The 22,860-nt window shown below is 58.4% G+C and carries 22 protein-coding genes; 16 read left to right on the top strand and 6 right to left on the bottom strand.

The window, feature by feature from the left end:
- Positions 1–7 precede the first annotated feature (7 nt).
- From AC2T9U_RS08865 to AC2T9U_RS08840, 6 genes are all read left to right on the top strand, one after another.
- Entirely contained in the window at positions 8–229 is a 222-nt protein-coding gene (locus tag AC2T9U_RS08865) for a hypothetical protein (protein ID WP_147279151.1), read from the top strand.
- Entirely contained in the window at positions 226–2,112 is a 1,887-nt protein-coding gene (locus AC2T9U_RS08860) for an alpha/beta hydrolase (protein WP_493695854.1), read from the top strand. Before AC2T9U_RS08865 ends, AC2T9U_RS08860 begins: the two co-directional genes overlap by 4 nt.
- Before the next feature lie 47 nt (positions 2,113–2,159).
- Positions 2,160–2,456, top strand: a complete 297-nt coding sequence (gatC, locus tag AC2T9U_RS08855; RefSeq protein WP_115032388.1) for an Asp-tRNA(Asn)/Glu-tRNA(Gln) amidotransferase subunit GatC — start codon at positions 2,160–2,162, stop codon at positions 2,454–2,456.
- A gap of 82 nt (positions 2,457–2,538) precedes the next feature.
- On the top strand, positions 2,539–4,119 hold the full coding sequence (gene gatA / locus AC2T9U_RS08850; protein ID WP_493696951.1) for an Asp-tRNA(Asn)/Glu-tRNA(Gln) amidotransferase subunit GatA: 1,581 nt from the start codon (positions 2,539–2,541) through the stop codon (positions 4,117–4,119).
- Positions 4,120–4,169: 50 nt separating this feature from the next.
- Complete coding sequence (gene gatB, locus AC2T9U_RS08845; protein ID WP_115032390.1) at positions 4,170–5,699, top strand: Asp-tRNA(Asn)/Glu-tRNA(Gln) amidotransferase subunit GatB; 1,530 nt, start codon at positions 4,170–4,172, stop codon at positions 5,697–5,699.
- A gap of 3 nt (positions 5,700–5,702) precedes the next feature.
- Entirely contained in the window at positions 5,703–6,347 is a 645-nt protein-coding gene (locus AC2T9U_RS08840) for a SixA phosphatase family protein (RefSeq protein WP_115029464.1), read from the top strand.
- 85 nt (positions 6,348–6,432) lie between these two features.
- On the opposite strand, the gene AC2T9U_RS08835 is transcribed toward AC2T9U_RS08840, so the two are convergent.
- Both AC2T9U_RS08835 and AC2T9U_RS08830 read right to left on the bottom strand, forming a co-directional pair.
- Positions 6,433–7,014: a phospholipase A2 family protein gene (locus AC2T9U_RS08835; protein ID WP_493695853.1), complete on the bottom strand. Its 582-nt coding sequence runs from the start codon at positions 7,012–7,014 to the stop codon at positions 6,433–6,435.
- Positions 7,015–7,184: 170 nt separating this feature from the next.
- The gene (locus AC2T9U_RS08830) at positions 7,185–7,442 is read right to left on the bottom strand and encodes a hypothetical protein (protein WP_147279153.1); all 258 of its coding nucleotides are present in this window, start codon (positions 7,440–7,442) and stop codon (positions 7,185–7,187) included.
- Positions 7,443–7,834: 392 nt separating this feature from the next.
- Here AC2T9U_RS08830 and AC2T9U_RS08825 point away from each other — a divergent pair, with 392 nt between their 5' ends.
- The 6 genes from AC2T9U_RS08825 to AC2T9U_RS08800 all read left to right on the top strand — a co-directional run bounded on the left by AC2T9U_RS08825 (position 7,835) and on the right by AC2T9U_RS08800 (position 14,347).
- Positions 7,835–9,598 carry an acetolactate synthase large subunit gene (locus AC2T9U_RS08825; protein ID WP_493696950.1) on the top strand — a complete coding sequence of 588 codons (1,764 nt, stop codon included), beginning with the start codon at positions 7,835–7,837 and terminating at the stop codon, positions 9,596–9,598.
- A gap of 27 nt (positions 9,599–9,625) precedes the next feature.
- Positions 9,626–10,135 (top strand): acetolactate synthase small subunit, encoded by a 510-nt coding sequence (ilvN, locus tag AC2T9U_RS08820; RefSeq protein WP_028327050.1) that lies wholly within the window; start codon positions 9,626–9,628, stop codon positions 10,133–10,135.
- 105 nt (positions 10,136–10,240) lie between these two features.
- Complete coding sequence (ilvC, locus tag AC2T9U_RS08815) at positions 10,241–11,251, top strand: ketol-acid reductoisomerase (protein WP_493695852.1); 1,011 nt, start codon at positions 10,241–10,243, stop codon at positions 11,249–11,251.
- Positions 11,252–11,500: 249 nt separating this feature from the next.
- Positions 11,501–12,946: a glycine hydroxymethyltransferase gene (locus AC2T9U_RS08810; protein ID WP_493695851.1), complete on the top strand. Its 1,446-nt coding sequence runs from the start codon at positions 11,501–11,503 to the stop codon at positions 12,944–12,946.
- 112 nt (positions 12,947–13,058) lie between these two features.
- On the top strand, positions 13,059–14,147 hold the full coding sequence (locus AC2T9U_RS08805; RefSeq protein WP_493695850.1) for a branched-chain amino acid aminotransferase: 1,089 nt from the start codon (positions 13,059–13,061) through the stop codon (positions 14,145–14,147).
- On the top strand, positions 14,126–14,347 hold the full coding sequence (locus tag AC2T9U_RS08800) for a hypothetical protein (protein ID WP_493695849.1): 222 nt from the start codon (positions 14,126–14,128) through the stop codon (positions 14,345–14,347). The genes AC2T9U_RS08805 and AC2T9U_RS08800 overlap by 22 nt, the downstream gene beginning before the upstream one ends.
- A gap of 15 nt (positions 14,348–14,362) precedes the next feature.
- On the opposite strand, the gene AC2T9U_RS08795 is transcribed toward AC2T9U_RS08800, so the two are convergent.
- Positions 14,363–15,244, bottom strand: a complete 882-nt coding sequence (locus tag AC2T9U_RS08795; RefSeq protein ID WP_493695848.1) for a 3-methyladenine DNA glycosylase — start codon at positions 15,242–15,244, stop codon at positions 14,363–14,365.
- Between the two features lie 198 nt (positions 15,245–15,442).
- On the opposite strand from AC2T9U_RS08795, the gene AC2T9U_RS08790 reads away from it, so the two are divergent.
- From AC2T9U_RS08790 to AC2T9U_RS08780, 3 genes are all read left to right on the top strand, one after another.
- Entirely contained in the window at positions 15,443–16,225 is a 783-nt protein-coding gene (locus AC2T9U_RS08790; RefSeq protein WP_493695847.1) for a fumarylacetoacetate hydrolase family protein, read from the top strand.
- Positions 16,226–16,347: 122 nt separating this feature from the next.
- Positions 16,348–17,064 (top strand): purine-nucleoside phosphorylase, encoded by a 717-nt coding sequence (gene deoD, locus AC2T9U_RS08785; RefSeq protein WP_181815990.1) that lies wholly within the window; start codon positions 16,348–16,350, stop codon positions 17,062–17,064.
- A complete protein-coding gene (locus AC2T9U_RS08780) occupies positions 17,061–18,470 on the top strand; it encodes an MFS transporter (RefSeq protein WP_493695846.1) in 1,410 nt (469 codons plus the stop codon). The genes deoD and AC2T9U_RS08780 overlap by 4 nt, the downstream gene beginning before the upstream one ends.
- Positions 18,471–18,535: 65 nt before the next feature.
- On the opposite strand, the gene AC2T9U_RS08775 is transcribed toward AC2T9U_RS08780, so the two are convergent.
- The 3 genes from AC2T9U_RS08775 to AC2T9U_RS08765 form a co-directional block, all read right to left on the bottom strand.
- Positions 18,536–19,474: a sugar-binding transcriptional regulator gene (locus AC2T9U_RS08775; RefSeq protein ID WP_208303046.1), complete on the bottom strand. Its 939-nt coding sequence runs from the start codon at positions 19,472–19,474 to the stop codon at positions 18,536–18,538.
- 85 nt (positions 19,475–19,559) lie between these two features.
- On the bottom strand, positions 19,560–20,777 hold the full coding sequence (locus AC2T9U_RS08770) for a NupC/NupG family nucleoside CNT transporter (protein ID WP_115029487.1): 1,218 nt from the start codon (positions 20,775–20,777) through the stop codon (positions 19,560–19,562).
- The gene (locus tag AC2T9U_RS08765; protein ID WP_493695845.1) at positions 20,777–21,229 is read right to left on the bottom strand and encodes a cytidine deaminase; all 453 of its coding nucleotides are present in this window, start codon (positions 21,227–21,229) and stop codon (positions 20,777–20,779) included. Before AC2T9U_RS08765 ends, AC2T9U_RS08770 begins: the two co-directional genes overlap by 1 nt.
- Before the next feature lie 292 nt (positions 21,230–21,521).
- Here AC2T9U_RS08765 and AC2T9U_RS08760 point away from each other — a divergent pair, with 292 nt between their 5' ends.
- Positions 21,522–22,835: a thymidine phosphorylase gene (locus AC2T9U_RS08760; protein ID WP_493695844.1), complete on the top strand. Its 1,314-nt coding sequence runs from the start codon at positions 21,522–21,524 to the stop codon at positions 22,833–22,835.
- The last annotated feature ends 25 nt before the right edge of the window (positions 22,836–22,860 follow it).

Genomic DNA, 22,860 nt, shown 5'->3' with positions numbered 1-22,860 from the left:
TGGGGGGATGGACGACAGTGATGTGCAGCAGTTGCGGCAGGCTGCGGAGATTATTCGTGCTGCGGGTGGGTGTGATGGTGTAGCGGGGGATTTGACGTATTTGGATGGTGCGTTGCCTGGTTCTACGACTGGTCATGCGGCGTATGACTTGGTGTTGGGGTTGGGGTTGTGGTGCTCGGATTTGGCGGATTTTGTGGAGGCTGTTGCTGCTGGTGGTGAGCATCGGTGAGGTCGTGGTTGTTTGGGGTGGTGGTGCATCCGTGGATGACGCAGGACCCTGAGGGGTTTGTGTGGTTGGCGCAGGTTTTGCGGCAGCGGGGGCGTGAGTTGTCGCGGGGGGTGGGAATGGTTCAGGAGGTGTTGGGTGGGGTGGCTGATGAGGGGGTGTCGCCGGAGCTAGTGGGAGTGTTTGCGGCAATTGAGCAGGCGGCCTCGGCGTGTGAGGTGCTGGCGCAGGCATTGGGTGAGCATGGGGTGCAGGTTGCGCGGTTGGTGGGGGAATTAGAGTCGTTGCCGGTGGGTAGGTGGTGGCAGGTGGGGCGGTTGCGGGATGAGTTGCGGGTGCATACGGATGCGTTGTCTCAGGTGGATGTGCGGGTGCGGGAGTTGGTGCAGGAGTGTGTGCGTGGGGTTCCGCAGGCGGGTGAGCGTCGGTGGTCGCAGGTGTTGGGTGTTCGGGGGGTAGGTAGTGAGGTGGCGGTGGGGTCGCGGGTGGAGTGTGCGGGGTTGGCTTTGCCGGTGTTGCGGGTGGCGGTGTTGGGAGATCCGCGGGTGCGGGTGCGTTTTGCTCGGGAAGGGTTGGAGTCGGTGGGTTTGGGGGTTCCGTTGAGTGTTGAGGCGGCGATGCGGGTGGTGGAGTTGGCTCAGGGGGCTGGTGTGGGTGGGGTGGAGTGCGCGGCTGCGCGGGCGGCGGTGGTGCGGGTGCGGGGTCAGTTGGGTGGGGTTCAGGTGGGGGTGAGGGTGGTGGAGGAGGTGCGTGCGGCGTTGGTGGCTTTGGGGTGGCAGGGGCGGGAGCGGTTGATGTTGTTGTGGCCGCGTGTGGTGGGTGCGTTGCCGGGGGCGGATCCGTTGTTGCGGGGGAGGGCGAATGCGTCGGTGATTCGGGCGGAGTTGGGGTGTGCTCGGGGTGTTGATGTGGAGCTGGAAGCGCGGGCGGTGGCTAGGCGGGTGGGGGATGCCTCGAGTGTGCTGCGGCGGGTGCGGTCGTGGTTGTTGTCGGTGTATACGGGGGTGGAGCCGGCGCGGACGTGGGTGGCGTTGAAGACGGATTATCCGTTGTTTGTGCGGCGTGATTTGCGGGCGCGGGTGCGGTTGTGGCTGCGTTTGTTGATGGAGCGTCCTGGGGGTAGGGCGCGGTGTGTGTGGGCGTTTGATGCGGTGGGGGTGGGGCATGTTGTGGAGTTGATTGGTTGTTGGGATGAGCGGACGCGCAATGTGGTGGTGTTTGTTCCGGGGACTGGGTCGGGGATGTATGGGTTTCATATGCCTGAGCACAGTTGTCGGGTGTTGGTGGAGTCTGATCCGGCGGGGCGGACGGCGGCGTTGTGCTGGGTGGGGGATGAGTTTCCGACGGGGATTGTGAATGAGTCGTCTTCGGGGCGGTTTGCGGTTTCGGCGGGGCGGGCTTTGGTTTCGGATGTGGTGGCGTTGGGGGTACCTGGTGGTTCGGTGGGGGTGCGGGTGACGGTGGTTGGTCATAGTTATGGGGCGGCAATGGTGGGGGCGGCGGAACGGGTGGGGTTGCCTGCGGATGTGGTGGTGCATCTTGGGTCCCCGGGGGCAGGGCCGGGGGTGCGTTCGGTGGCTGATTATGCGCGGTGGGATGTGTGGGGGCGGCGGCGTTGGGTGCGTCGGTTTGTGTGTACTGCTCCGGGTGATCCGGTGCGGTGGGTTTTTCTGTTGTCTGGGGTGGGGGTTGCGCCGTTGGGGGTGGATCCGCGGGGTTTGGTGGGGGTGGAGGTTTTCGGAGCGGGGGTGTGGGAGGAGGAGGTTGGTGGTCATCGGGTTGGGGAGTGTGTGGCTGGTGCGTCTGGGCATATGGGGGTGATGACTCCGGGGACGACGGCGTTTCGTCGGGTGTGTGAGATTGCGCGTGGGGTGGAGCCTTGTTGATGGTGGCCAGCTCGGGGCTGGGGGTGTTTGCCGCGTATGGTGGTTTCATGGCGTCGATTTCGAAAGACCAGGTAGCGCACCTGGCCATGCTGGCCCGTATCGAGATGGACGACGAGGAGCTGAGCCGGCTTGCGGGTGAGCTGGATGGGATCCTCGACGCGGTCGCGTTGGTGGGTGAGGTGGCTTCGGCGGATGTGGAGCCGATGGCTAATCCTGTGGCGATGAATACTGTGCTGCGCGCAGATGAGCCGCGTGAGGGTTTGTCTGGTGAGGCTGTGTTGGGTAATGCCCCTGAGGCTGAGGATGGCCGTTTCGTGGTGCCGCGCATTCTTGGTGAGGACTGACGTGGCTGGTGTTTCTTCTGGGGCCTGTGATGGCTCGTCTTCTTTTGTTGATTCGTCTGTGGAGTGTGAGGAGCAGGTGCCGATGCTGAGCACCCCTGAGCAGATTGTGCGTGCTTCGGCCGTTGAGTTGGCTGCGGCGATGCGTGCCGGTGAGGTGACTTCTGAGCAGGTCACTCGGGCTTTTTTGGACCGTATTGATGCTGTGGATGGTGTGGTTCACGCTTTCTTGCACCGTAATGATGAGGAGGCGTTGGCGGTAGCGCGTGAGGTGGATGCGGCGCGTGCGGCTGGTGAGGTGTTGCCGCCGTTGGCGGGGGTGCCGATTGCGGTGAAGGACATCGCGGCGACGGTGGGGCAGCCTACGACGGCAGCGAGTCGGTTTTTGCAGGGCTGGATGCCTCCGTATGACGCCACGGTGGTGGAACGGATTCGTCAGGCGCGGATGCCGATTTTGGGTAAGACGAATATGGATGAGTTCGCGATGGGTGGGTCGACGGAGCATTCTGCGTATGGTGTGACGCGTAATCCGTGGGCGTTGGATCGGGTTCCGGGTGGTTCTGGCGGTGGTAGCGCGGCGGTGCTTGCTGCGCATATGGCTCCGTTGGCGGTGGGGTCGGATACGGGTGGGTCGATTCGTCAGCCGGCGGCGTTTACGGGCACGGTGGGGGTGAAGCCTACGTATGGAGGGGTTTCCCGGTATGGGGTGATCTCTTTGGCGAGCAGTTTGGATCAGATTGGTCCGTGCGCGAATACGGTTGAGGATGCAGCGTTGCTGCATGAGGTGTTGGGTGGGCATGATCCGCGGGATTCGACGTCGTTGCCTGATCCGGTTCCTTCGGTTGTGGAGGCTGCGCGTAATGGTGATTTGCAGGGGCTGCGGGTTGGGGTGATTCCGGAGCTGATCAGTGGTGAGGCTGCGCAGAGTTTCGGTGAGGGTGTGTTGGAGCAGTACGCTGCTGCGATCGCTGATCTTGAGGCTGCGGGTGCGCAGATCACGGAGATTGAGATGCCGCATTTCCGTTATGGGGTGGCGGCTTACTATCTGATTCTTCCTTCGGAGGCGAGCAGTAATCTCGCTCGCTATGACGCGATGCGATATGGGCGTCGGGTTGCGCCGGCGGGTGTGGCTTCGCCGGATGCGGAGCAGGTGATGGCTGCTTCGCGTGAGGCTGGTTTTGGGCCGGAGGTTAAGCGCCGCATCATTTTGGGTACGTATGCGCTTAGTTCGGGGTATTACGACGCGTATTACGGTCAGGCGCAGAAGGTTCGCACGCTGATTGCTGGTGATTTTTCGGCTGCGTTTGCGTCGGTGGATGTGATTGCTTCGCCGACGGCGACGGTGACTCCGTATGTGCTGGGTGAAAAGATTGATGACCCGGTGGCTTTGTATGTGCTTGATGCTTTGACGATTCCGGCGAACTTGGCTGGTCTTCCTGCGATGAGTGTGCCTGTTGGTACTTCAGCGGCAGATGGTTTGCCGGTGGGGATGCAGTTTATTGCGCCAGCTCGTGCTGATGATCGTCTTTACCGTGTGGGTGCGGGGCTGGAGCGGGCTGTGCGTGAGCGGTTGGGGGCGCCGGTGTTGGCGTCGATGCCGGATCTTATTGCTGCCGTGGCTGCCTTTGAGGGCAAGGCTGCTGACATCACAGGAGAGGACCGATGAGCATGGTCGCGAAGGAGTTGGCTTCGATTGCGGCTGCTGCCGCCACGGAGATGGACACGATCGATTTCGATGAAGTTGTTGAGCTGTATGACCCGGTGATTGGTCTTGAAGTCCATGTGGAGTTGAACACGGCGACGAAGATGTTTTGTTCGTGTTCGGCGCGTTTTGGTGCTGAGCCGAATACGCATGTGTGTCCGGTCTGTTTGGGGTTGCCTGGGGCGTTGCCGGTGGTGAATGCCGCTGCGGTGGAGTCGGCTATCCGGATCGGGTTGGCGTTGAACTGTGAGATTAACCAAGTGACACGGTTTGCGCGGAAGAATTATTTCTATCCGGATATGACGAAGAACTTCCAAACCTCGCAGGCAGAGAACCCAATTGCGGTGAATGGGTATCTCGATGTGACGTTGGAAGATGGCGCGGTTTTCCGGGTGGAGATTGAGCGTGCGCACATGGAGGAAGATGCCGGCAAGTTGGTGCATGTCGGTGGTTCTACTGGGCGTATTCAGGGTGCGGATTATTCGCTGGCTGACTACAACCGAGCTGGTATTCCGTTGATCGAGATTGTGACGCGGCCTTTGTATGGGGCTGGCGAGCGTGCGCCGGAGGTGGCTCGGGCGTATGTGGGTGCATTGCGTGAGTTGATGCAGGCGTTGAAGGTCAGTGATGCGCGGATGGAGCAGGGGTCGTTGCGCTGTGATGCGAACGTTTCTTTGCGGCCGCGTGCTGGTGCGGATCGTTTGGGGCCAGAGCAGCTTGCGGTGAAGCTGGGTACGCGTACTGAGACGAAGAATGTGAACTCGTTGCGGTCAGTGCATGACGCGGTGCGTTATGAGATGACTCGTCAGGCAGCGGTGTTGGAGTCTGGGCGGCCGGTGTTGCAGGAGACTCGTCACTGGAATGAGGGGACGGGGATTACTGGTTCGGGTCGGCCTAAGTCTGATGCGGATGATTATCGGTATTTCCCGGAGCCGGATTTGTTGCCGATTGTGACAACTGCCGAGCGTATTGAGCAGTTGCGGGCTACATTGCCTGAGCCGCCGGGGTTGCGTCGTGAGCGTCTTCAGAGCGAGTGGGGGTTCACTGATCTGGAGATGCGTGATGTGGTCGGTGCGGGTGCGCTGGATCTGATTGATGAGAGTGTGCTGGCTGGCGCTAGCCCGGCTGGGGCGCGTAAGTGGTGGCTGGGTGAGGTGTTGCGCCGCGCGAACGCTCAGGAGCGTGAGTTGGTCGATATGGGGCTGGCTCCTGCTGATGTTGCTGAGTTAGAGCAGCTGGTGTCTTCGGGGCGTCTGTCGGATGCGATGGCGCGCCAGGTGCTTGAAGGTGTTCTTGCTGGTGAGGGGACGCCGACGGCGGTTGCTGATGCCCGTGGTTTGGCCATGGTCAATGACGACAGTGCACTCCAGGAAGCAGTAGATGCGGCGATTGCTGCGAATCCTTCTGTGGCAGAAAAGATCCGCGGCGGTAAGGTGCAGGCTGCAGGTGCTTTGATCGGTCAGGTAATGAAGGCAACAAAAGGAAGCGCGGACGCCGCCCGCGTGCGTGAGCTGATCCTCGAAACCTTGGGCGTGGAGGGCTAAACGATGACGAGTGTGCAGACGGTTGAGGGTCCTGGGGCCATGCGTCGGCGTCTGCAGCAGGCCTCAGCGGCTGGCGAGCAGAGTGCTGCTGAGGTCGACTCTTCATTAGTTGCTTCGTCAGCATTGGCTGGTTTTGCCGGAGAAGGTGAGGATATGCGAGTCCTTGTCCTGATGCGGCATGCGAAGGCTAAGTCTTCTTCTCCTGCGGGTGATTTTGAGCGCCCGTTGCATCGGGATGGTCGTAGCGCGGCCAGGACGGTGGGGGAGTGGCTCGTTGGCGAGAATGTGCGTCCTGATATTGCTGTGGTTTCGCCGTCAACTCGCACGGTGCAGACATGGGAAGAATTAACCCGTGGTGGTTTGCGCGCTAATGATCTGTGGGCTGATAAGGCGATTTATGACGGTGAGGCCCGCGACATTATTGAGTCGGTGAATGCTCTACCTAATGACGCGCATGTTGTTGTAGTGATTGGGCATTTCCCGGCAGTTCCACAGTTGGCAAGTCAGTTGGCTGACCATCTTCCGGCTGGGTCTGCTCATCCTGAGGATGGGTGGCCGCCAGCTTCTGCTGCGGTGGTTGCTCATCCGGGTAGTTGGGAGTCTTTTCCTAGCCAGGAGTCTGCTGTGGTGGCGTTCCGTCGGGGATGAGGTTGTTCTATGGGGCGGGGCCCATAAGGGTGAACGGTGTGCATCCTTATGGGCCCGTTGTGTGATGTTTTGCAGAGTTTTTTGGTTATGACTTTTTGCAGGGAGAGATGGTGAACCACACACGGACAGCTGCAGCCACGATGCGTTCTTTGCGTTTCATGGTGGGGGAGAGGCGCTTGATGTCAGCCTTGAGTTTTGCGTCGCACTGGCAGTCGAAGTAGGCGCGTTCGCCATAGCAGTCGTCGTGTTCTTTGCACAGTTTGTCGAGGGTGTCTACAGGTTCTCCAGGGCCGCTGTGCCCTGGCCCGCAGTATTTGCCCCAGATGGGGAGAGAGAAACTGCGTGCGGTGGCTTTGGGGCCGGTGTAAGCGTTACGTAGTTCGTTGTATGCCTGGCCAGCTTCGATGATGTCTTCAGATTCTTTAGCTTTGCGGGCTTTGTCGACGTCGAATACGGATTCTTTGTCTTTTTTGACGAGATAGCGTTCGATGCCGGAGGCGAGGGCGTCCACGGATGGGTCTGCGGTAGTAGCGGTTGCAGCGGGTGTGGGGTTTGTTGGTGCCGAAGGCGCTGCAGTGGCGCCGGTACTAGCGAGTGTGAGTACTAGGGCGCTGGCTGAAAGGGCTGATAGGCAGACTCGTGCCAGGCGGGTGATATTGGTTTTCATAAAGATGCTCTTTCGGTGATTCCGGCGACAGACATGGTCGTCGAATCGCGGAGTGGCGAATGTGCAGTGAAGTATGCGTTGCCACTGGCGTGTGGTACTTGCCTGGTGTGGGTATTAGAGCTGCTAAGTGGTCAAAAGGAATTGCGCTGTTTTTAGATGTGTGAGTGGGTTTAGATGCCGTGAAGTAGGTAGGCCAGGGTGACGATGAGGGGAATGCCGGTCAATGTTAGGGCGGTGTTGAGCGCGGTGAGGGGAATGTTTTTAGCGCGCAGTCCCAGGATCGTGCCAGTGATGCCGATGAGCATGACCATGCCGAAGATGAACCAGGTGAGCCATACGAAATGGGTGCCGCGGGAGACGGTCACGATGATGATGATCGCGTTAGCGATGAGGCACATCCAAGCAGCCTGCGAAGCGGATGGGCGCATTGAGGCTCCTTCAGGGGGAATCGCTGTTCTTGCCAAGGAACGGTAAACGGTATTGAGAGGTTCCGGTAGGTCTTCGTTATTAACGTCGAGTGAAAACTCCTGCGCAAGAGCAGGATGCGCTGATTGTTGCGGAAGTTTTTGTGACATGGATTTCGTGGGTGCGTGGCTGTGGTCAGTAATTACGCCTAGCGCTGCGGACCCGCAGGAAAAGAATGTGATATCTATCACATATTTTGTTGCGTGGTGAGGGGTGATAAGTGACATGACAGATGAGACGTATCTGTCCGAACTTTGACAGGCTGTAGTGCCCATATGAAGGTTGTGAATTACACCCGAGGAAAGTGGGCACACCCGTGGCAAATTCACGAGCACCTCGCCCTTCGCCGCCGAAGATGGCGAAGAACGCCGAACTGCGTAGCGACAGCAGTAAAGTCCACGCCGTCACGGGCGCTGAAAGTCTCGTCAAATCCCTTGAAGCAGTAGGCGCAGACGTTATCTTCGGGATACCTGGCGACGCCATCTTGCCTGTCTATGAGCCGCTACTAAACTCCACCACCTTGCGGCACATCCTGGTGCGTCATGAACAGGCAGCTGGTCACGCAGCGCAAGGCTACGCCTGCGTCACCGGCAAGGTCGGCGTATGCATAGCTACCTCTGGCCCCGGAGCAACCAACCTGGTTACCGCAATCGCTGATGCCCACATGGACTCCGTCCCACTGGTAGCAATCACCGGGCAAGTCGCCAGTTCAGCCATCGGTACAGACGCTTTCCAAGAAGCAGATATTCGCGGCATCACCATGCCGATTACAAAACACAACTTCCTCGTCACCAATCCCAGTGACATCCCCGCAGTCATCGCATCCGCGTTCCATATCGCTTCCACAGGCAGGCCAGGCCCAGTCCTTATCGACATCACCAAAGACGCCCAGACAACACACACCGAATTCTCCTGGCCGCCTAAAATCGACCTCCCGGGGTATAGACCAGCAACCAAACCTCACCAGCGACAGATCCGAGAAGCAGCCAAAATTATCGGCTCGGCACAACGCCCTGTTTTCTACTTCGGCGGCGGCGCCGTCCGTGCTGGTGCCGCGTACCATCTGCGCCGACTCATTGACCTGACCCAAATCCCCTGCGTCACCACTCTCATGGGGCGCGGCGTTGTCCCCGATTCTCACCCTCTCCATCTAGGGATGCCAGGAATGCACGGCTGCGCCGCGGCAGTCATGGCCCTGCAAAAGTGTGATCTTCTTATTGCTATCGGTGCCCGCTTCGACGACTGCGTCACCGGAAAGCCAGCCACTTTCGCCCCTGCCGCCACAGTGATCCATGCCGACATCGATGCAGCAGAGATCGGCAAAAACCGAGCCGCAGATGTCCCCATCGTTGGTGATGCAAAAGCCGTCGCCATCGAACTATTAAGCGCACTAGGACACGAGGGCGCACTGGGTGATTACGCCCCCTGGCGTGAGGAAACCCACCAGATCGCGCAGCAATACCCTCTCGGATACAGCGTCACCGATGGTCAGCTAGCAGCACAATTCGTACTCGAACGGCTCTCTACCCTCGTTGGCCCCGAAGCCACATATGTTTCTGGTGTTGGCCAGCATCAAATGTGGGCTGCGCAGTTCATCACCTATGAACGTCCAGCCTCATGGTTGAACTCTGGGGGACTAGGGACGATGGGATATGCAGTCCCTGCTGCGATGGGCGCCAAAGTCGCCGAACCAGATCGCACAGTGTGGGCCATCGACGGCGACGGCTGTTTCCAAATGACCAACCAAGAACTCGCCACCTGCCTGGTCAACAACATCCCCATCAAAGTCGCCATCCTCAACAACTCCTCGCTGGGCATGCTGAACACACGGCAGGGCCTGATTTATGGCCAACACGCCGCACCCGAAGCTGGCGCAGTGGGCGTGCCTGACTTCGTCAAACTCGCCGAGGCATATGGCTGCGCTGGCTTTAGATGTGAACACCCCAGTGAGGTAGATGCCACCATCACCGCAGCTATGGCTATCAATGACCGCCCCGTCGTTATTGATTTTGTCGTCGCACGTCAAGCCATGCAGTGGCCTATGGTCCCAGATGAGCTTTCGGACGAGGAACTGCGCTACGTCCGTGAATCTTCACCAGTGTGGGATCGTCTCGTCTGAGCTCGGAATGGAAGAAGGCTGCCCCCCATGAAACGCCATATCTTGTCCGTGCTAGTCCAAAACCATCCGGGTGTTCTTGCTCGGGTGGCTGGGTTATTTTCCCGCCGCGGCTTCAATATCGATTCCCTTGCTGTTGGCCCAACAGAAGACCCAAAGGTTTCACGGATGACCGTGGTGGTCGATGTGGAAGACCTTCCGCTAGAGCAGATCACCAAGCAGCTCAATAAACTTGTCGAAGTACTGAAAGTGATTGAGCTCGATCTTGACAACACAGTCACCCGGCGCATCTTGCTCGTAAAAGTTCGTGTCGACAGCACCTGCCGTGCTGACGTGGTGCAGATTGCTGAGCTGTTCCGCGCTCGCATTGTTGATGTCGCTTCGGACTCGGTCACGATCGAAGCCACTGGCCGTCTAACGAAGTTGGATGCCTTGCTGGCACTGCTAGAGCCCTACGGTGTGAAAGAACTCGTGCAGTCCGGGATGGTTGCGATTGGGCGAGGATCCAAGGCGATTACAGACCGTTCCGGTAGGAACTGACTGTTTGCGGCGCCCACGACGGGCAGTGTCCTGCAACACTTTCCCCATACCCTCCCGGCGTTGCTCGGGACTGAGAGCTATTGAAAACGATGTGAGGAGCCAGACATGGCCGAACTGTTTTACGACGACGACGCCGACCTGACAATCATCCAGGGCCGCAAGGTCGCCGTCATCGGTTACGGCGAGCAAGGTCAGGCTCACAGCCTCAACCTGCGCGACTCTGGTGTCGATGTCCGCGTTGGTTTGCGGGAAGGGTCGGCCTCAATTGAGAAGGCGCAAGAAGAAGGACTTCGCGTGGTGCCGGTAGCGCAGGCAGCGCAAGAAGCCGATGTCATCGTGCTGATGGTCCCTGACCACGAGCAGCAAGCGCTTTTCATGCAAGAGATCGCTCCTTACCTGCAAGCAGGTAACGCGCTCGTCTTTGCGCACGGGTTCGCTATTCGATACGGCTACATCCAAGCCCCCGCAGACGTGGACGTGTTCTTGGTTTCTGCCAAAGGGGCAGGAAATCTTGTTCGCCGTGAGTACGAGGACGGCCGTGGCGTGCCGGTGCTCCTAGCAGTTGAGCAGGACGCCACCGGGCAGGCCTGGGAGCTGGTGGCTTCCTACGCCATGGCTATGGGTGGATTGCGTGCAGGCGGCATGAAAACCACATTCGCAGAAGAGGCCGAGGCACACCTGTTCGCTGCCCAGGCCGTTTGTGGTGGAGGGCTTTCGCACCTGGTGAAAGCTGGTTTTGAAACTTTGGTTGAGGCCGGATATCAGCCGCAGGTGGCGTACTTGGAGTGCCTGCACGAGCTGAAGACAGTTGTCGATGTGATGGTTGAGCAGGGGCTGGCGGCACAGCGCCGCTCGGTTTCGGAGACCAGCGAATACGGCGATTACGTTTCTGGTCCGCGTGTGGTGGACGCGAACACGAAATCGTTGATGAAAGATGTCCTCGAGGACGTTCGTAGTGGTGCCTTCGCTGAGCGGTTCATTCAGGACCAGCAGGCAGGTGCTAGTGAACTCACTGAGTTGCGCGCCGCAGAAGAAAGCCACGAGTTGGAGACGGTGGGGACCCAGATGCGTCCGATGTTTCCGTGGATAGCTGCACGCGATGAGTACAGCGACTGATCTGCCGTGCGCTGACATGGCAGGTGGAGCAGTGGGGGCGCCGCACCATGGGCGCCCCCAGCGTCGCATCAGCGCTAGTGCATGAGCTGTTTGGGCGATCAAGGAACAATGAAGCCAATTCCCATAGCGTCGTGTGGGATACGTTATCGATTTCACTTATGGATCTAGTGGCTACTTGCTGTTTGCGGTGAAGTTGTCCTCGATAAGCTCAGGATTGTCCGCCCCTGACCATCCAACGAGGAGCAGCCCGTGAGCGATACAGATCTCACTGCCCAGTCCACTGCGTTCCGTAACGCAATCAGCGTCGTTGAAGGGGTGGAGCCGCGTATCGCGCAGGCCATCCGATCAGAGCTTCGCGATCAGCGCAGTTCTTTGAAACTTATCGCGAGTGAGAACTACGCTTCCACGGCTTCCCTGTTGGCATTGGGTAACTGGCTTTCTGATAAGTACGCCGAGGGCACAATTGGGCACCGCTTCTACGCCGGATGCCAGAACATTGACACAGTCGAGAGCGTCGCAGCCGAGCACGCACGAGAACTGTTCGGTGCCCAGCACGCCTATGTGCAGCCCCACTCGGGTATCGACGCCAACCTTGTCGCCTATTGGGCCATCCTGGCTCATCGGGTTCAAACACCGGCGCTGGACAAGGCCGGGGTGAAATCGGTCTATGACCTTAATGACGCTCAGTGGGCTTCGTTGCGTGCTGAATTGGGTAACCAGCGCCTTATGGGTCTTGCTCTAGATGCTGGTGGTCACCTGACGCATGGGTACCGTCCAAACATTTCCGGAAAGATGTTTGATCAGCGTTGCTACTCCACAGATCCGCAGACCGGCGTGCTCGACTATGCGCAGGTTGCCCAGCAGGTCAAAGAGTTCAAACCGCTGATCCTCGTGGCGGGGTATTCGGCATATCCACGGCTGATCAACATGGCCAAGATGAAAGAAATCGCCGACTCTGTCGGTGCCGTGCTGATGGTAGATATGGCGCACTTTGCTGGCTTGGTCGCTGGCAAGGTCGCTACCGGTGAGTATGACCCGGTGGCCTACGCCGATGTTGTCACCACGACGACGCATAAGTCGTTGCGGGGTCCTCGCGGTGGGCTGGTGCTGTGCACGGATGAGTTCAAGGATGCTGTCGACAAGGGCTGCCCGATGGTGTTGGGTGGGCCGCTGTCGAACATGATGGCGGGCAAAGCCGTGGCCTTGGCGGAAGCGCGCAAGCCAGAGTTCCAGACTTATGCACGCAATATCGTTGACAACGCTGTCGCTTTGGCTGAGGGGCTGAAGAAGCGGGGGGCCAAGCTGGTTTCTGACGGCACCGAAAACCACATCGTTCTGCTAGATGTGGGTAGCTACGGCATCACTGGCCGGCAGGCCGAGGGGGCACTGCTGGAGTCCGGCATTGTCACAAACCGTAACTCGATCCCGAACGACCCCAACGGCGCCTGGTTCACCACAGGAATTCGTTTCGGCACACCAGCATTGACATCTCGAGGGCTGGGTGTGGCGGAGATGGACACCATCGCTGAGATGGTCGACACTGCGCTGAAGGCCACGAAGCCGGGCACGACGAGCAAGGGAGCCCCGAGCAAAGCGCAGTACGTCATGCAGGAGTCTGTTGCCGCTCGTGTTCACGCACAAGCCGATGAGCTACTTGCCCCGTTCCCGCTGTACCCAGAGGTTGATCTGGGCTGAGATAACGCGCGATCAACTCAGGGCGCATTGTGCTGCTTCTGTGACGAAGCTGGCTCAATGCGTCCTTGCGCATGTGATGGGGGGACACAACGTCCACAATCAAGGAGAAACCATGACTGCTGCACTCGATTTCGCTGTAGAGCCCAATCCGAACCCAGCGACGCCGGAACAACGTGCCCAGATCCTGTCTGCACCTAAATTCGGTGCTTACTTCACCGATCACATGGTTACGGCGACATGGTCTGAGCAACTGGGGTGGCATGAGGGACGTGTTGGCCCGTATGCGCCGTTTAGTATCGACCCGGCTGCGGGGATTCTGCACTATGGGCAGGCTGTGTTCGAGGGGCTCAAGGCCTATCGCCATGAGGACGGGTCAGTGTGGAGTTTCCGCCCAGAGGCTAACGCTGAACGTATGGCTTCTAGTTGCCGCAGGTTGGCTCTCCCTGAGTTGCCAACCCGGGATTTCATCGAGTCCATCACTGCACTGGTGCAGGTCGATAACGCGTGGGTGCCGCCTTTCGAGGCGGGGGAGTCGTCTTTGTATTTGCGGCCTTTTGTATTCGCTAGTGAGGCCTTTCTTGGAGTGCGCCCGGCCCGGGAGGTCACCTATGCGCTGATTGCTTCACCTGCAGGGGCGTATTTTTCTGGTGGGGTTTCTCCGGTTACGTTGTGGATTTCGACGACATATTCACGGGCTGGGCGAGGTGGAACAGGAGCAGCTAAATGTGGTGGTAACTATGCTTCTTCGCTGGCCGGGCAGCTGGAGGGCATTTCCCGCGGCGCTGAGCAGGTAGTTTTTCTGGACTCAGAGACCCAAACTTTTGTTGATGAGCTCGGCGGCATGAACATTTTCTTTGTTTATCGCGATGGGCGTTTGGTGACACCGGAGTTGACGGGGGCGATTCTGGAGGGAGTGACGCGACGTTCGGTGTTGACTCTTGGCGCCGAGATGGGATTGAACGTCCAGGAACGCCGAGTTCCAGTGCAGGAGTGGAAAGACGGCGTTGCTTCCGGCGAAATTACGGAGGCTTTCGCCTGTGGAACTGCTGCGGTCATCACTCCCATCGGGGATGTTCTCTGGGAGGGAGGGGCAATGTCGCACGGCGCTCCGGTAGTGGCTTCGAAGATTCGCAGTACGCTTCTCGACGTTCAGTATGGACGGACCGAGGACGGCCACGGATGGATGAAGCGACTGGTGTAAAAGACGCTGTACGCACTGAAAGTGATTACACGAAAGGTCGATGGAAAGTTGCGCCTCAGCGGGCATCACAGCTGCTTGCCGCTACGGTAGCGATGACGCTGGTCATGTTTTTGCTTTCGGAGTCATGGCTGTGGTTTTTGGCTATTCCGTTGCTGACATGGCTGGTGTACGGCTCCGGAGAATCCAACGATGCACGCTGAGAACCTGGCGTGAATTCACTTGTGTAATAGTGCTTCGCATGCCTGGATAAGCCGGGTGCGTAGTTCGGTGGCGGCGCTGGCGAGCTTGCGCTGTTGGGCTACGTACTCGGCACGTCCAGATGCTGTCTCGACACGTATGGGCGTGATGTCCAGGTTGCTCAGGTCGTAGGGGCTGGCCGCCATGTCTAGGTATCGGGCACGCATGGCGTGGTCGAACATGTCGATAACCAGTTCGCTGGGCACGGCAGGTAGTAGCGCCGCGGCATATCGGTATAGATCCATGCCTGCATGAAGACAACCAGGCTGTTCATGGTTGATCTGGGTTTCTCGTGTTGGATGATCTCGGTTCAAAGGCCGCGCTTGCGGTGTGAAAAACCGGAACGCGTCGTAATGGGTGCAGTTCACCGGCAGCGATTCGACTACCTCGTCTGTGCCCTCTGCGCCCAGACGCAAGGGGGCAGGATGTCTCCTCTGGTCAGCGTCTTGATAAACCATCGCCCACTCGTGTAATCCGAAGCAGGCATAGCTGGGGGTACGGGCCGCAGTGGCGGTGAGAAGATCACGCACGTAGCGCACAAATTTTCCCCGATTAGCCAGAAATGCAGGCACATCCACGTGCGTGAAGGTGTGGCCGTCACGTTCTTGGCTCACGTAGTAGCGCATCCGGCCATGCTCGGCAGCGTCGATCAATGTGATGTCGGGGCCAGGATGCCATTGGCGAAGCTGACCGGGAGTGTGTCGGTAATACACCCAGATGAAATCTTCGACAGCGTGTTTTTGGCCGCGAGAACGTCGCTCAAGGTGGGCGCGGGTACGTGCATCGACGCGCTCGTGATGTTCTTGAGCCGCGCGTCTCCACGCATCGGGCGACAAAACAGTGTTGGTCAGGGCAGACACCAGGTCAGAGTATCCAGCTCGCGCATGCACGCCCACTCGTGGTGAATTTGTTTCTCTGGTCCCACAGGAAGCCACGGACATTCTATGAGCCAGCCTGAGCCGGGACGACCTTGCTTTCGTAGGCAACTAGGCTTCGCCAAGAGCTGACCAGGTGTGGCTGCATCCAGGCAGGCACCTATTGCATAAGAAGGGGAAGGCATGCGGATCGTTCGGTTTGTGCACGAAGATGAGGCGCCCAGCTACGGCGTTATCCAGGGAGATCCGGGTGAAGAGTGGATTGCTGCGGTGGCGGGTGACCCTCTGTACACACAAGTCACTGGTACCGGGCAGCGTTTCGAATTGGACCAGGTTCGTCTGGTGGCGCCGGTGCTACCACGCAGCAAAGTTATTGGTGTGGGACGCAACTACGCTGACCATGCCGCGGAATTAGGGAACGAGGTACCTGCGCAGCCTGGACTCTTCTTTATTCCGAATACTGCCGTGGCTGGTCCGGATGACCCAGTTGTGATTCCTCCTTTTGTTGAGGAAGTCAGTTTTGAGGCTGAACTAGCTGTGGTGATCGGCACGATGTGTAAAGACGTCCCAGCGGCCCGAGCTATGGATGTCATTTTTGGTTACACCTGCGCCAATGACGTCACTGCTCGTGATTTGCAAAAGACTGACCTGCAGTGGGCCCGTGCCAAGGGGCTTGATACCTTCTGCCCGCTTGGCCCGTGGATCGAAACAGACCTTGACCCTTCGGTGCTGGCTGTACGTAGCCGGGTTGATGGTGAGCTTGCTCAAGATGGCGCCACGAGCGACATGGTCTTCGATGTCGCGGCGTTGATCGAGTACGTTTCTGCTGCCTTCACCCTTTTGCCTGGAGACGTGATCCTTACCGGTACTCCTGCGGGAGTTGGTTCGGTCCGGGCCGGGCAGCGCGTGGAGATCGAGATCGAAGGGATCGGAGCTTTCTCTAACCCGTTTGTTCGCCGCGACTAATTACCTGCAGTGCGGCAAATGGTGACACATCGAACGAATGTGCCACCACAGACTTACGAATGTTCGCCCCGCGAGTATCGTCGTGGCATCCACAGCCTCCACCGTTGAAGGAGAGAAGTCGCGTGTCCTCCAAGAGCACCCCCCACATCAATCCCAAGGGCGTCGAGATCGCAGAAACCGTGTTGCTTCCTGGTGACCCGCTGCGTGCTAAATTCGTCGCCGAGAACTACCTCGAAGACGTTGTTCAGTTCAACGATGTCCGTAACATGCTTGGTTTCACCGGTACCTTCAACGGCACACCCGTTTCCGTGATGGGAACAGGCATGGGGATTCCTTCGATCAGCATCTACTCCTGGGAACTCGTCAACGTTTTCGGAGCGAAAAAACTGATTCGTATCGGCTCCTGTGGCTCTATGCAGAAGGAGATCGACCTTTACGACATCATCATTGCCCAGGCCGCTTCCACTGACTCCCGGATTCTCGAACAGTACGGTTTGCCGGGCACTTTGGCTCCTACTGGTTCATGGCGCCTGCTCAGCGCCATCACCAAGCAGGCTGAAGCCAACGGTGTACCGGTTCACGTAGGAAACGTTCTTTCCAGTGATGTTTTCTATAACGACGACAGCACCGTCAACGAACGGTGGGCCCGCATGGGTGTCTTGGGTGTCGAAATGGAAAGTGCAGGCCTTTACGCCATCGCAGCCCGCGCTGGCGTCGACGCCTTGGGCGTATTCACCGTCTCGGACAACCTTGTTACTGGCGGCAAAACCACACCCGAAGAGCGCCAGACTGCTTTCACCCGCATGATGGAGCTCGCCCTACCCCTGGCAAACGCATGAACACTATGAAAGAACACGCCCGCGCCGCGCTGGATCCTCGGCGCGCTGTGCCGGTACTCCTGTTTGTTTTTGTTTTTTCCCTTGTCATCGATAACGGCTTTAAAACGATGACTGGGCCTATGGCTGCGGCATTGGGGATTAGCGCCAAAACCGCCAGCCTGCAGGCCTCTCTTGCCGGAGTGATCATCGGTATCGGCGCGGTAGTCTACGCCGCTCTTGCCGACTCGATCAGTATCCGTAAGCTCATGGTCACCGGTATTGGTCTGATCGCTGTGGGCTCTGTGATTGGTTTCGTGTTTTCGAACTCGTGGCCACTCGTGCTTGCCGGTCGTCTTATCCAGACGTGCGGACTGGCTGCTGCGGAAACTCTCTACGTCATTTACGTCACGAAGTACCTGTCAGAAACAGACCAGAAGAAATACCTGGGCTACTCCACGGCTGCGTTCCAGGCAGGGTTGCTTATTGGTGCGCTGACGAGCGGTTTCATTTCTGCGAACGTGTCTTGGACTGCCATGTTCCTCATCCCGCTCATTCTCGTTTTAACGATTCCAGCCATTCATAAGATGGTTCCCGAGGATGAGGCTTTCGAGGGCAACCTGGATCTTTTTGGTCTGCTCATTGTCGCGGTATTCGCAGCCAGCCTCATCATGTATATGCAGGAATATGCGCCTGTATGGCTGATCCCGGTGATTGTTTCGTTGCCATTGTTCGCTTGGCATGTGCGCAGTCATGAACGCGCTTTGGTACGTCCGGAGTTCTTCACCAATGGCTGGTACGTGACCGCTTTGGGCCTCGTTTTGATTATTTACACGGCACAGCTGGGCTACATCTTCTTGTTGCCTTTCGCTGCGAAGTCTTTGCACGGTTTGGGGCAAGATCAAGCATCGCTGCTCATGGTCCCAGGGTATGTATGCGCAGTTCTTGTCGGTATTTTCTCCGGGCAAATCGGCCGATTCCTCAGCTCGCGAGTGACCATTTTCACTGCGCTGGGAATGATTTTTTCCTCGCTAGTTCTGGGGGCTGTGCTGATAGAGGTCAGCCTGCCTGTTCTGGTGGTGTCGATCGTGTTGTTTGCTTCCGGTTTTGCGTTGATGTATGCGCCGCTGGTGAACACCTCTTTGCAGAAAATTCCTGCTGCTAAATCCGGTATCGCGATTGGGTTCTACAACCTCACGATCAATATCGCGATCCCGTTGGGTATCGCGTACACGGCCAAACTGCAAGACGTCGCCCCGACGTGGTTCGGTGCCTTGTCGCTGTCTCGTTCCCACGAAGGTCAGGTCTATTCGACGATTACCTGGGTGCTTGCGCTGGTGGCGTTGAGTGGCATGGTTATCTACTTCTTGTGCGACCGAGTGTTGGTGGCACGTGACAAGAGCGCTGCGGCTCAGGTGTCTGCTGCGTAAGTTTTGTGCATACGTGTGTGGGGCGGGATCTGGTCAGATCCCGCCCCACACACGTATGCACGTATTTAGTAGTCGTTGTCGATGATGAGTCGGGCAGTGTCGATGTCAGTGGCCAAGTGTGTGGCGTAGCCAGCGCGTAGCGCTACTGCGAGTGCTTCTGCCTTTCTGATCCCACCGGCGACGAGTAGGCGTGTGTCTTTCTCGCGCAGCTTCTCCAAGGGGATGGCGATGGTGCGCTCATCGACGCTGCTGAGGAATGGTGAACCGGTTGAATCGAAGAATCGGGAGCAGATGTCGCCGATGGCATGGTCGAGGATTGCTTTTTCTTCGTTTTCGGTGAGTTGACCAATTTTGAGCAGGACAGATTCTTGAGATACCACTCCGACGGTGAAAACGGCCACGGTTGCTTCCAGGCCCAGATTGAGCAGCCTGCGAATGTGGCGGTCTTGTTCGACTAGGTGTTTCACTTCAGGGGAGTCGAATATGACCGGAAGAGGCAGTGGCCATGCGTATGCGTTGAAGGCATGCGTGAACATGGTCATGGTTTCGAGGTCATTGGTGGAGCGTGGTGTGAGAGAGATTCCGCCTTTGAGCTGGATGAATTGCACACCGCGGCGAGGTTGAGGTTCTAGCGCTAGTGCGATTGAGTGCATGCTGCGTCCCCAGGCGATTCCAACAAGGTCACCGTCGGTAACGATGTCTTGGAGCATGCTTGCCCCGATGCGCCCTAGCTCACGTGTTAATTCAGGGTCGATGGGGTGGTCGTGGACGAGTCGCACTTCTTGTAGACCAAACCGTGTGCGTAATTCGTCGGCGAGTTCTGCGCCGCTTTCGCGGGGGTCGTGGATTTCTACGGTGACGAAACCGCGGTCTTTGGCGTGTTGAATGAGTTTGCTCACTGTTGGGCGGGAGATACCCAGGCGCGTGGCGATTTCGTTTTGTGATAGCTCGTAGCGGTAGTACAGCTTCACAACTTCGAGGGCCTGCGAATCACGCGGTGTCATAAAGCAATTCTCCTGTGCAAAAGCACAGCGTCCCGTCGAGACCGTGAAGGTATCGACGGGACGCCTATCAAAGCGATCAGGGCTGTCAGCTCATGACAACGCCGACAATGGCGGCGTTGAGCAAGTTGGTGCACATACCGGCAAGCAGGGCCAGAGGACCAAGTTTGGCTACTTCGCCGCGACGCTCGGGGACCAAACTTCCGAAAGCACCGATCTGGATGGCGATCGAGGAGAAGTTCGCGAAGCCAGCCAAGGCGAAGCTGGAGATCAGTACTGCCTTGGGTGACAAGGTAGCAACCTGCTGGCTGAAGGCGGTGTAGCCAACGAACTCGTTAAGGACGGTCTTTTGACCGATGAAGTTGCCGACCAGTCCTGCTTCTTCCCATGGTGCGCCGATGACCCATGCGACGGGTGATAGAACGACACCGAAGAGGCCTTCGAGTGTCCATTCGGGGTGGCCGAACCAACCGCCGATGCCGCCGATGATCGCCGAGACCAAAGCGATGAGGGCAATGAATGCGATGAGCAGGCAAGCAACGCACACTGCGATGCGGCCACCATTGAGGGCACCGTTTCCGAGGGCGTCGATGACGTTGCGGGATTCGGTGTCGCGAACGTTGCGGACATTGGCGTCAGCTTCTGGTTCCTCCATTTCGGGCATGAGGGCTTTGGCCATGATGAGCGAGCCAGGTGCGTTCATCACGCTTGCTGCCAGAAGGTAGGGCAGAGGTGCGCCGAGCAGGGAGTACCCGATCAAGGTGGAGCCAGCAACAGCTGCGAAACCACCGGTCATACAGGTGAACAATTCAGCTTTGGTGAGTTTGCGGATGTAAGGCGCGATCATGAGCGGGGCCTCGGTCTGGCCGAGGAAAATCACCGTTGAAGCCCACACGCCTTCGATTTTCGAAATGCCTAGGAGCTTTTGTAGCCCGGTACCGACGATGTCCACGAATAGCTGGATGACGCGCAGGTAGTAGAGCGCGCCGATCAGTGCTCCGAAGAACACGATGACGGGTAGTACGTTCAGAGCAAAGACGAACCCGTTGTTGTTGGTAGGCAGCAGCCCACCGAAGACAAATTGTGTTCCTTTATCGGTGAAATTGATTAGGGAAGTAAGCCCGCTAGCTACCCAAGAGAGTGCCTTGAATCCGGGTTCCCATTTGAGAACGAGGAATGCGAAAGCGACCTGCATGGCTAGGCCTACGGCGAGGGTGCGCCATTTGATGTGGCGGCGGTTGCGCGAGATGCCGATGGCGAGCGCGAAGATCAGGGCAATGCCGATAAGGCCTTGGAAGCGCTCCATTAGTTGTCCTTGTTTTCGTGAGTGGGCGTGGGGTTGAGCGATTCGGGACCGAAGCTGTGCGGCAGGAGGGTCTCGAAGGGAATCGAGATGGGCGTGCCGTCTTCGCTTTCGACGATTACGTCGATACAGCCGAATTCGCGGAGTACCTGGCGGCAGCCGCCGCAGGGGTAACAGGGAGCGCCACGCAAGCCGACGATGGCGACGGCCGCGATTGTGCGGTTAGTTTCGTCTGCAGCCACCATGGTGGATACCGCGCCACGCTCAGCACATAGGCCAAGGGGATAGGCGGCGTTTTCCACGTTGCAGCAGGTGACTACGCGCCCGCCGCCGGTGAGGAGGGCTGCGCCGACGGGGAAGGAGCTGTACGGCGCGTATGCGCGCGATGCGGCCGTGCGTGCAGCTTCCAAAAGTTGGTCGGCAGTGGGGCGACTGCAAGGGGGTGAAGTGGTCATCGTCGTGCATCTTCCTGGCCGTCTCCGTCGACGGCTTCGTGTGGCTCATCACCGTTGACGAAGTCGTGATGTTCACTGTTTCGTCGTGGTTATGAGTGAGGGTGTGCTGCAAGAGTGCCGTACCGAACTTTTGTAATCAAGCTTGTTGACAAAAGTGCATGGAGGTTCACAGGATGGGTGGCAATCGCGGACGGGACACCAGTGCCCGGCACCGCCCGAGCGGCAGCCATCCAGACACCGGCACCATTCGCGACGGGTCCGAAGAAGCACTCGAGGCACATGGAGTGAAGTGATGGTTGAACCCCTGGATGCAGTAGATGTCATCCGCACCAAGCGCGACGGCGGCGAGCTGAGCGATACCCAGATTGCGTGGGTCATTGACGCCTACACGCGCGGCGTTGTCGCTGATGAGCAGATGTCTGCCTTGGCGATGGCTATTTTCCTCAACGGCATGAACCGCCGTGAAATCGCTCGTTGGACTCAGGCCATGATCGACTCTGGCGAGCGCATGAGTTTCGCGTCGCTGTCGCGAGGCACCACAGACAAACACTCCACCGGTGGTGTGGGTGACAAGATCACGCTTCCCCTTGCGCCGCTAGTTGCCACCTTTGGTGTGGCTGTTCCGCAGTTGTCTGGGCGTGGGCTTGGTCACACTGGAGGCACCCTGGACAAGCTCGAAGCTATCCCTGGTTGGCAAGCTGCTATCTCCAATGAACGCATGATGGAGATCCTCGAAGACGTCGGTGCTGTGATTTGCGCCGCAGGATCTGGTTTGGCCCCCGCAGACAAGAAGCTCTACGCCCTGCGGGACATCACGAGCACTGTGGAAGCTATTCCGCTGATTGCCAGCTCGATCATGAGCAAGAAAATCGCTGAAGGAACCGGCGCTCTCGTGCTTGACGTGAAAGTTGGCTCCGGTGCGTTCATGAAGAAACTCGAAGATGCCCGCGAACTTGCCCGCACCATGGTTGACCTTGGTACCGATGCGGGTGTGCGCACGGTGGCTTTGCTGACAGACATGTCCCGCCCGCTCGGACGCAAAATCGGTAACACGCTCGAGGTTGAGGAGTCCGTGGAGGTCCTTGCCGGTGGCGGTCCTGCCGACGTGGTTGACCTGACCGTTGCCCTGGCAGAGCGCATGCTCTCCTTGGCTGATGTCAACGTCGGACAAGATGAACTGCGTGCTGCCCTAGCCGATGGTCGCGCCATGGATACCTGGCGCCGAATGATCACTGCCCAAGGCGGCGATCCCGATGCAGCTATGCCACGCGCCACCTGCACTGAAGATGTCCTGGCCGAGAGCGATGGCGTACTCACCCGCCTGGATGCTCTTTCCGTTGGCGTTGCCAGCTGGCGCTTGGGTGCAGGACGCAGCCGTAAAGACGAGCCGGTACAGATGGGGGCCGGTATCGAAATCCACGTCGAGCCCGGCGCTCGCGTCCGCAAGGGAGACAAGCTCCTCACACTGCACACAGACACTCCGGAGCGCTTCGCTCGTGCCCTGGAATCTCTGCAAGGCGGATATGACATCGAAGATGGCGACGAGGCTCAGACACGCGCCGCTTCTTTGGCTGATCGCGACATCGTTCTGGAAACGGTGGAGTAAAGCCACTTTTACCCGTACGTTCGCC

The sequence above is a fragment of the Dermatophilus sp. B7861-1 genome (assembly GCF_058996045.1).
Note: the sequence above shows the minus strand (reverse complement) of the source record. Positions and strands in the feature narration are given on the sequence as shown.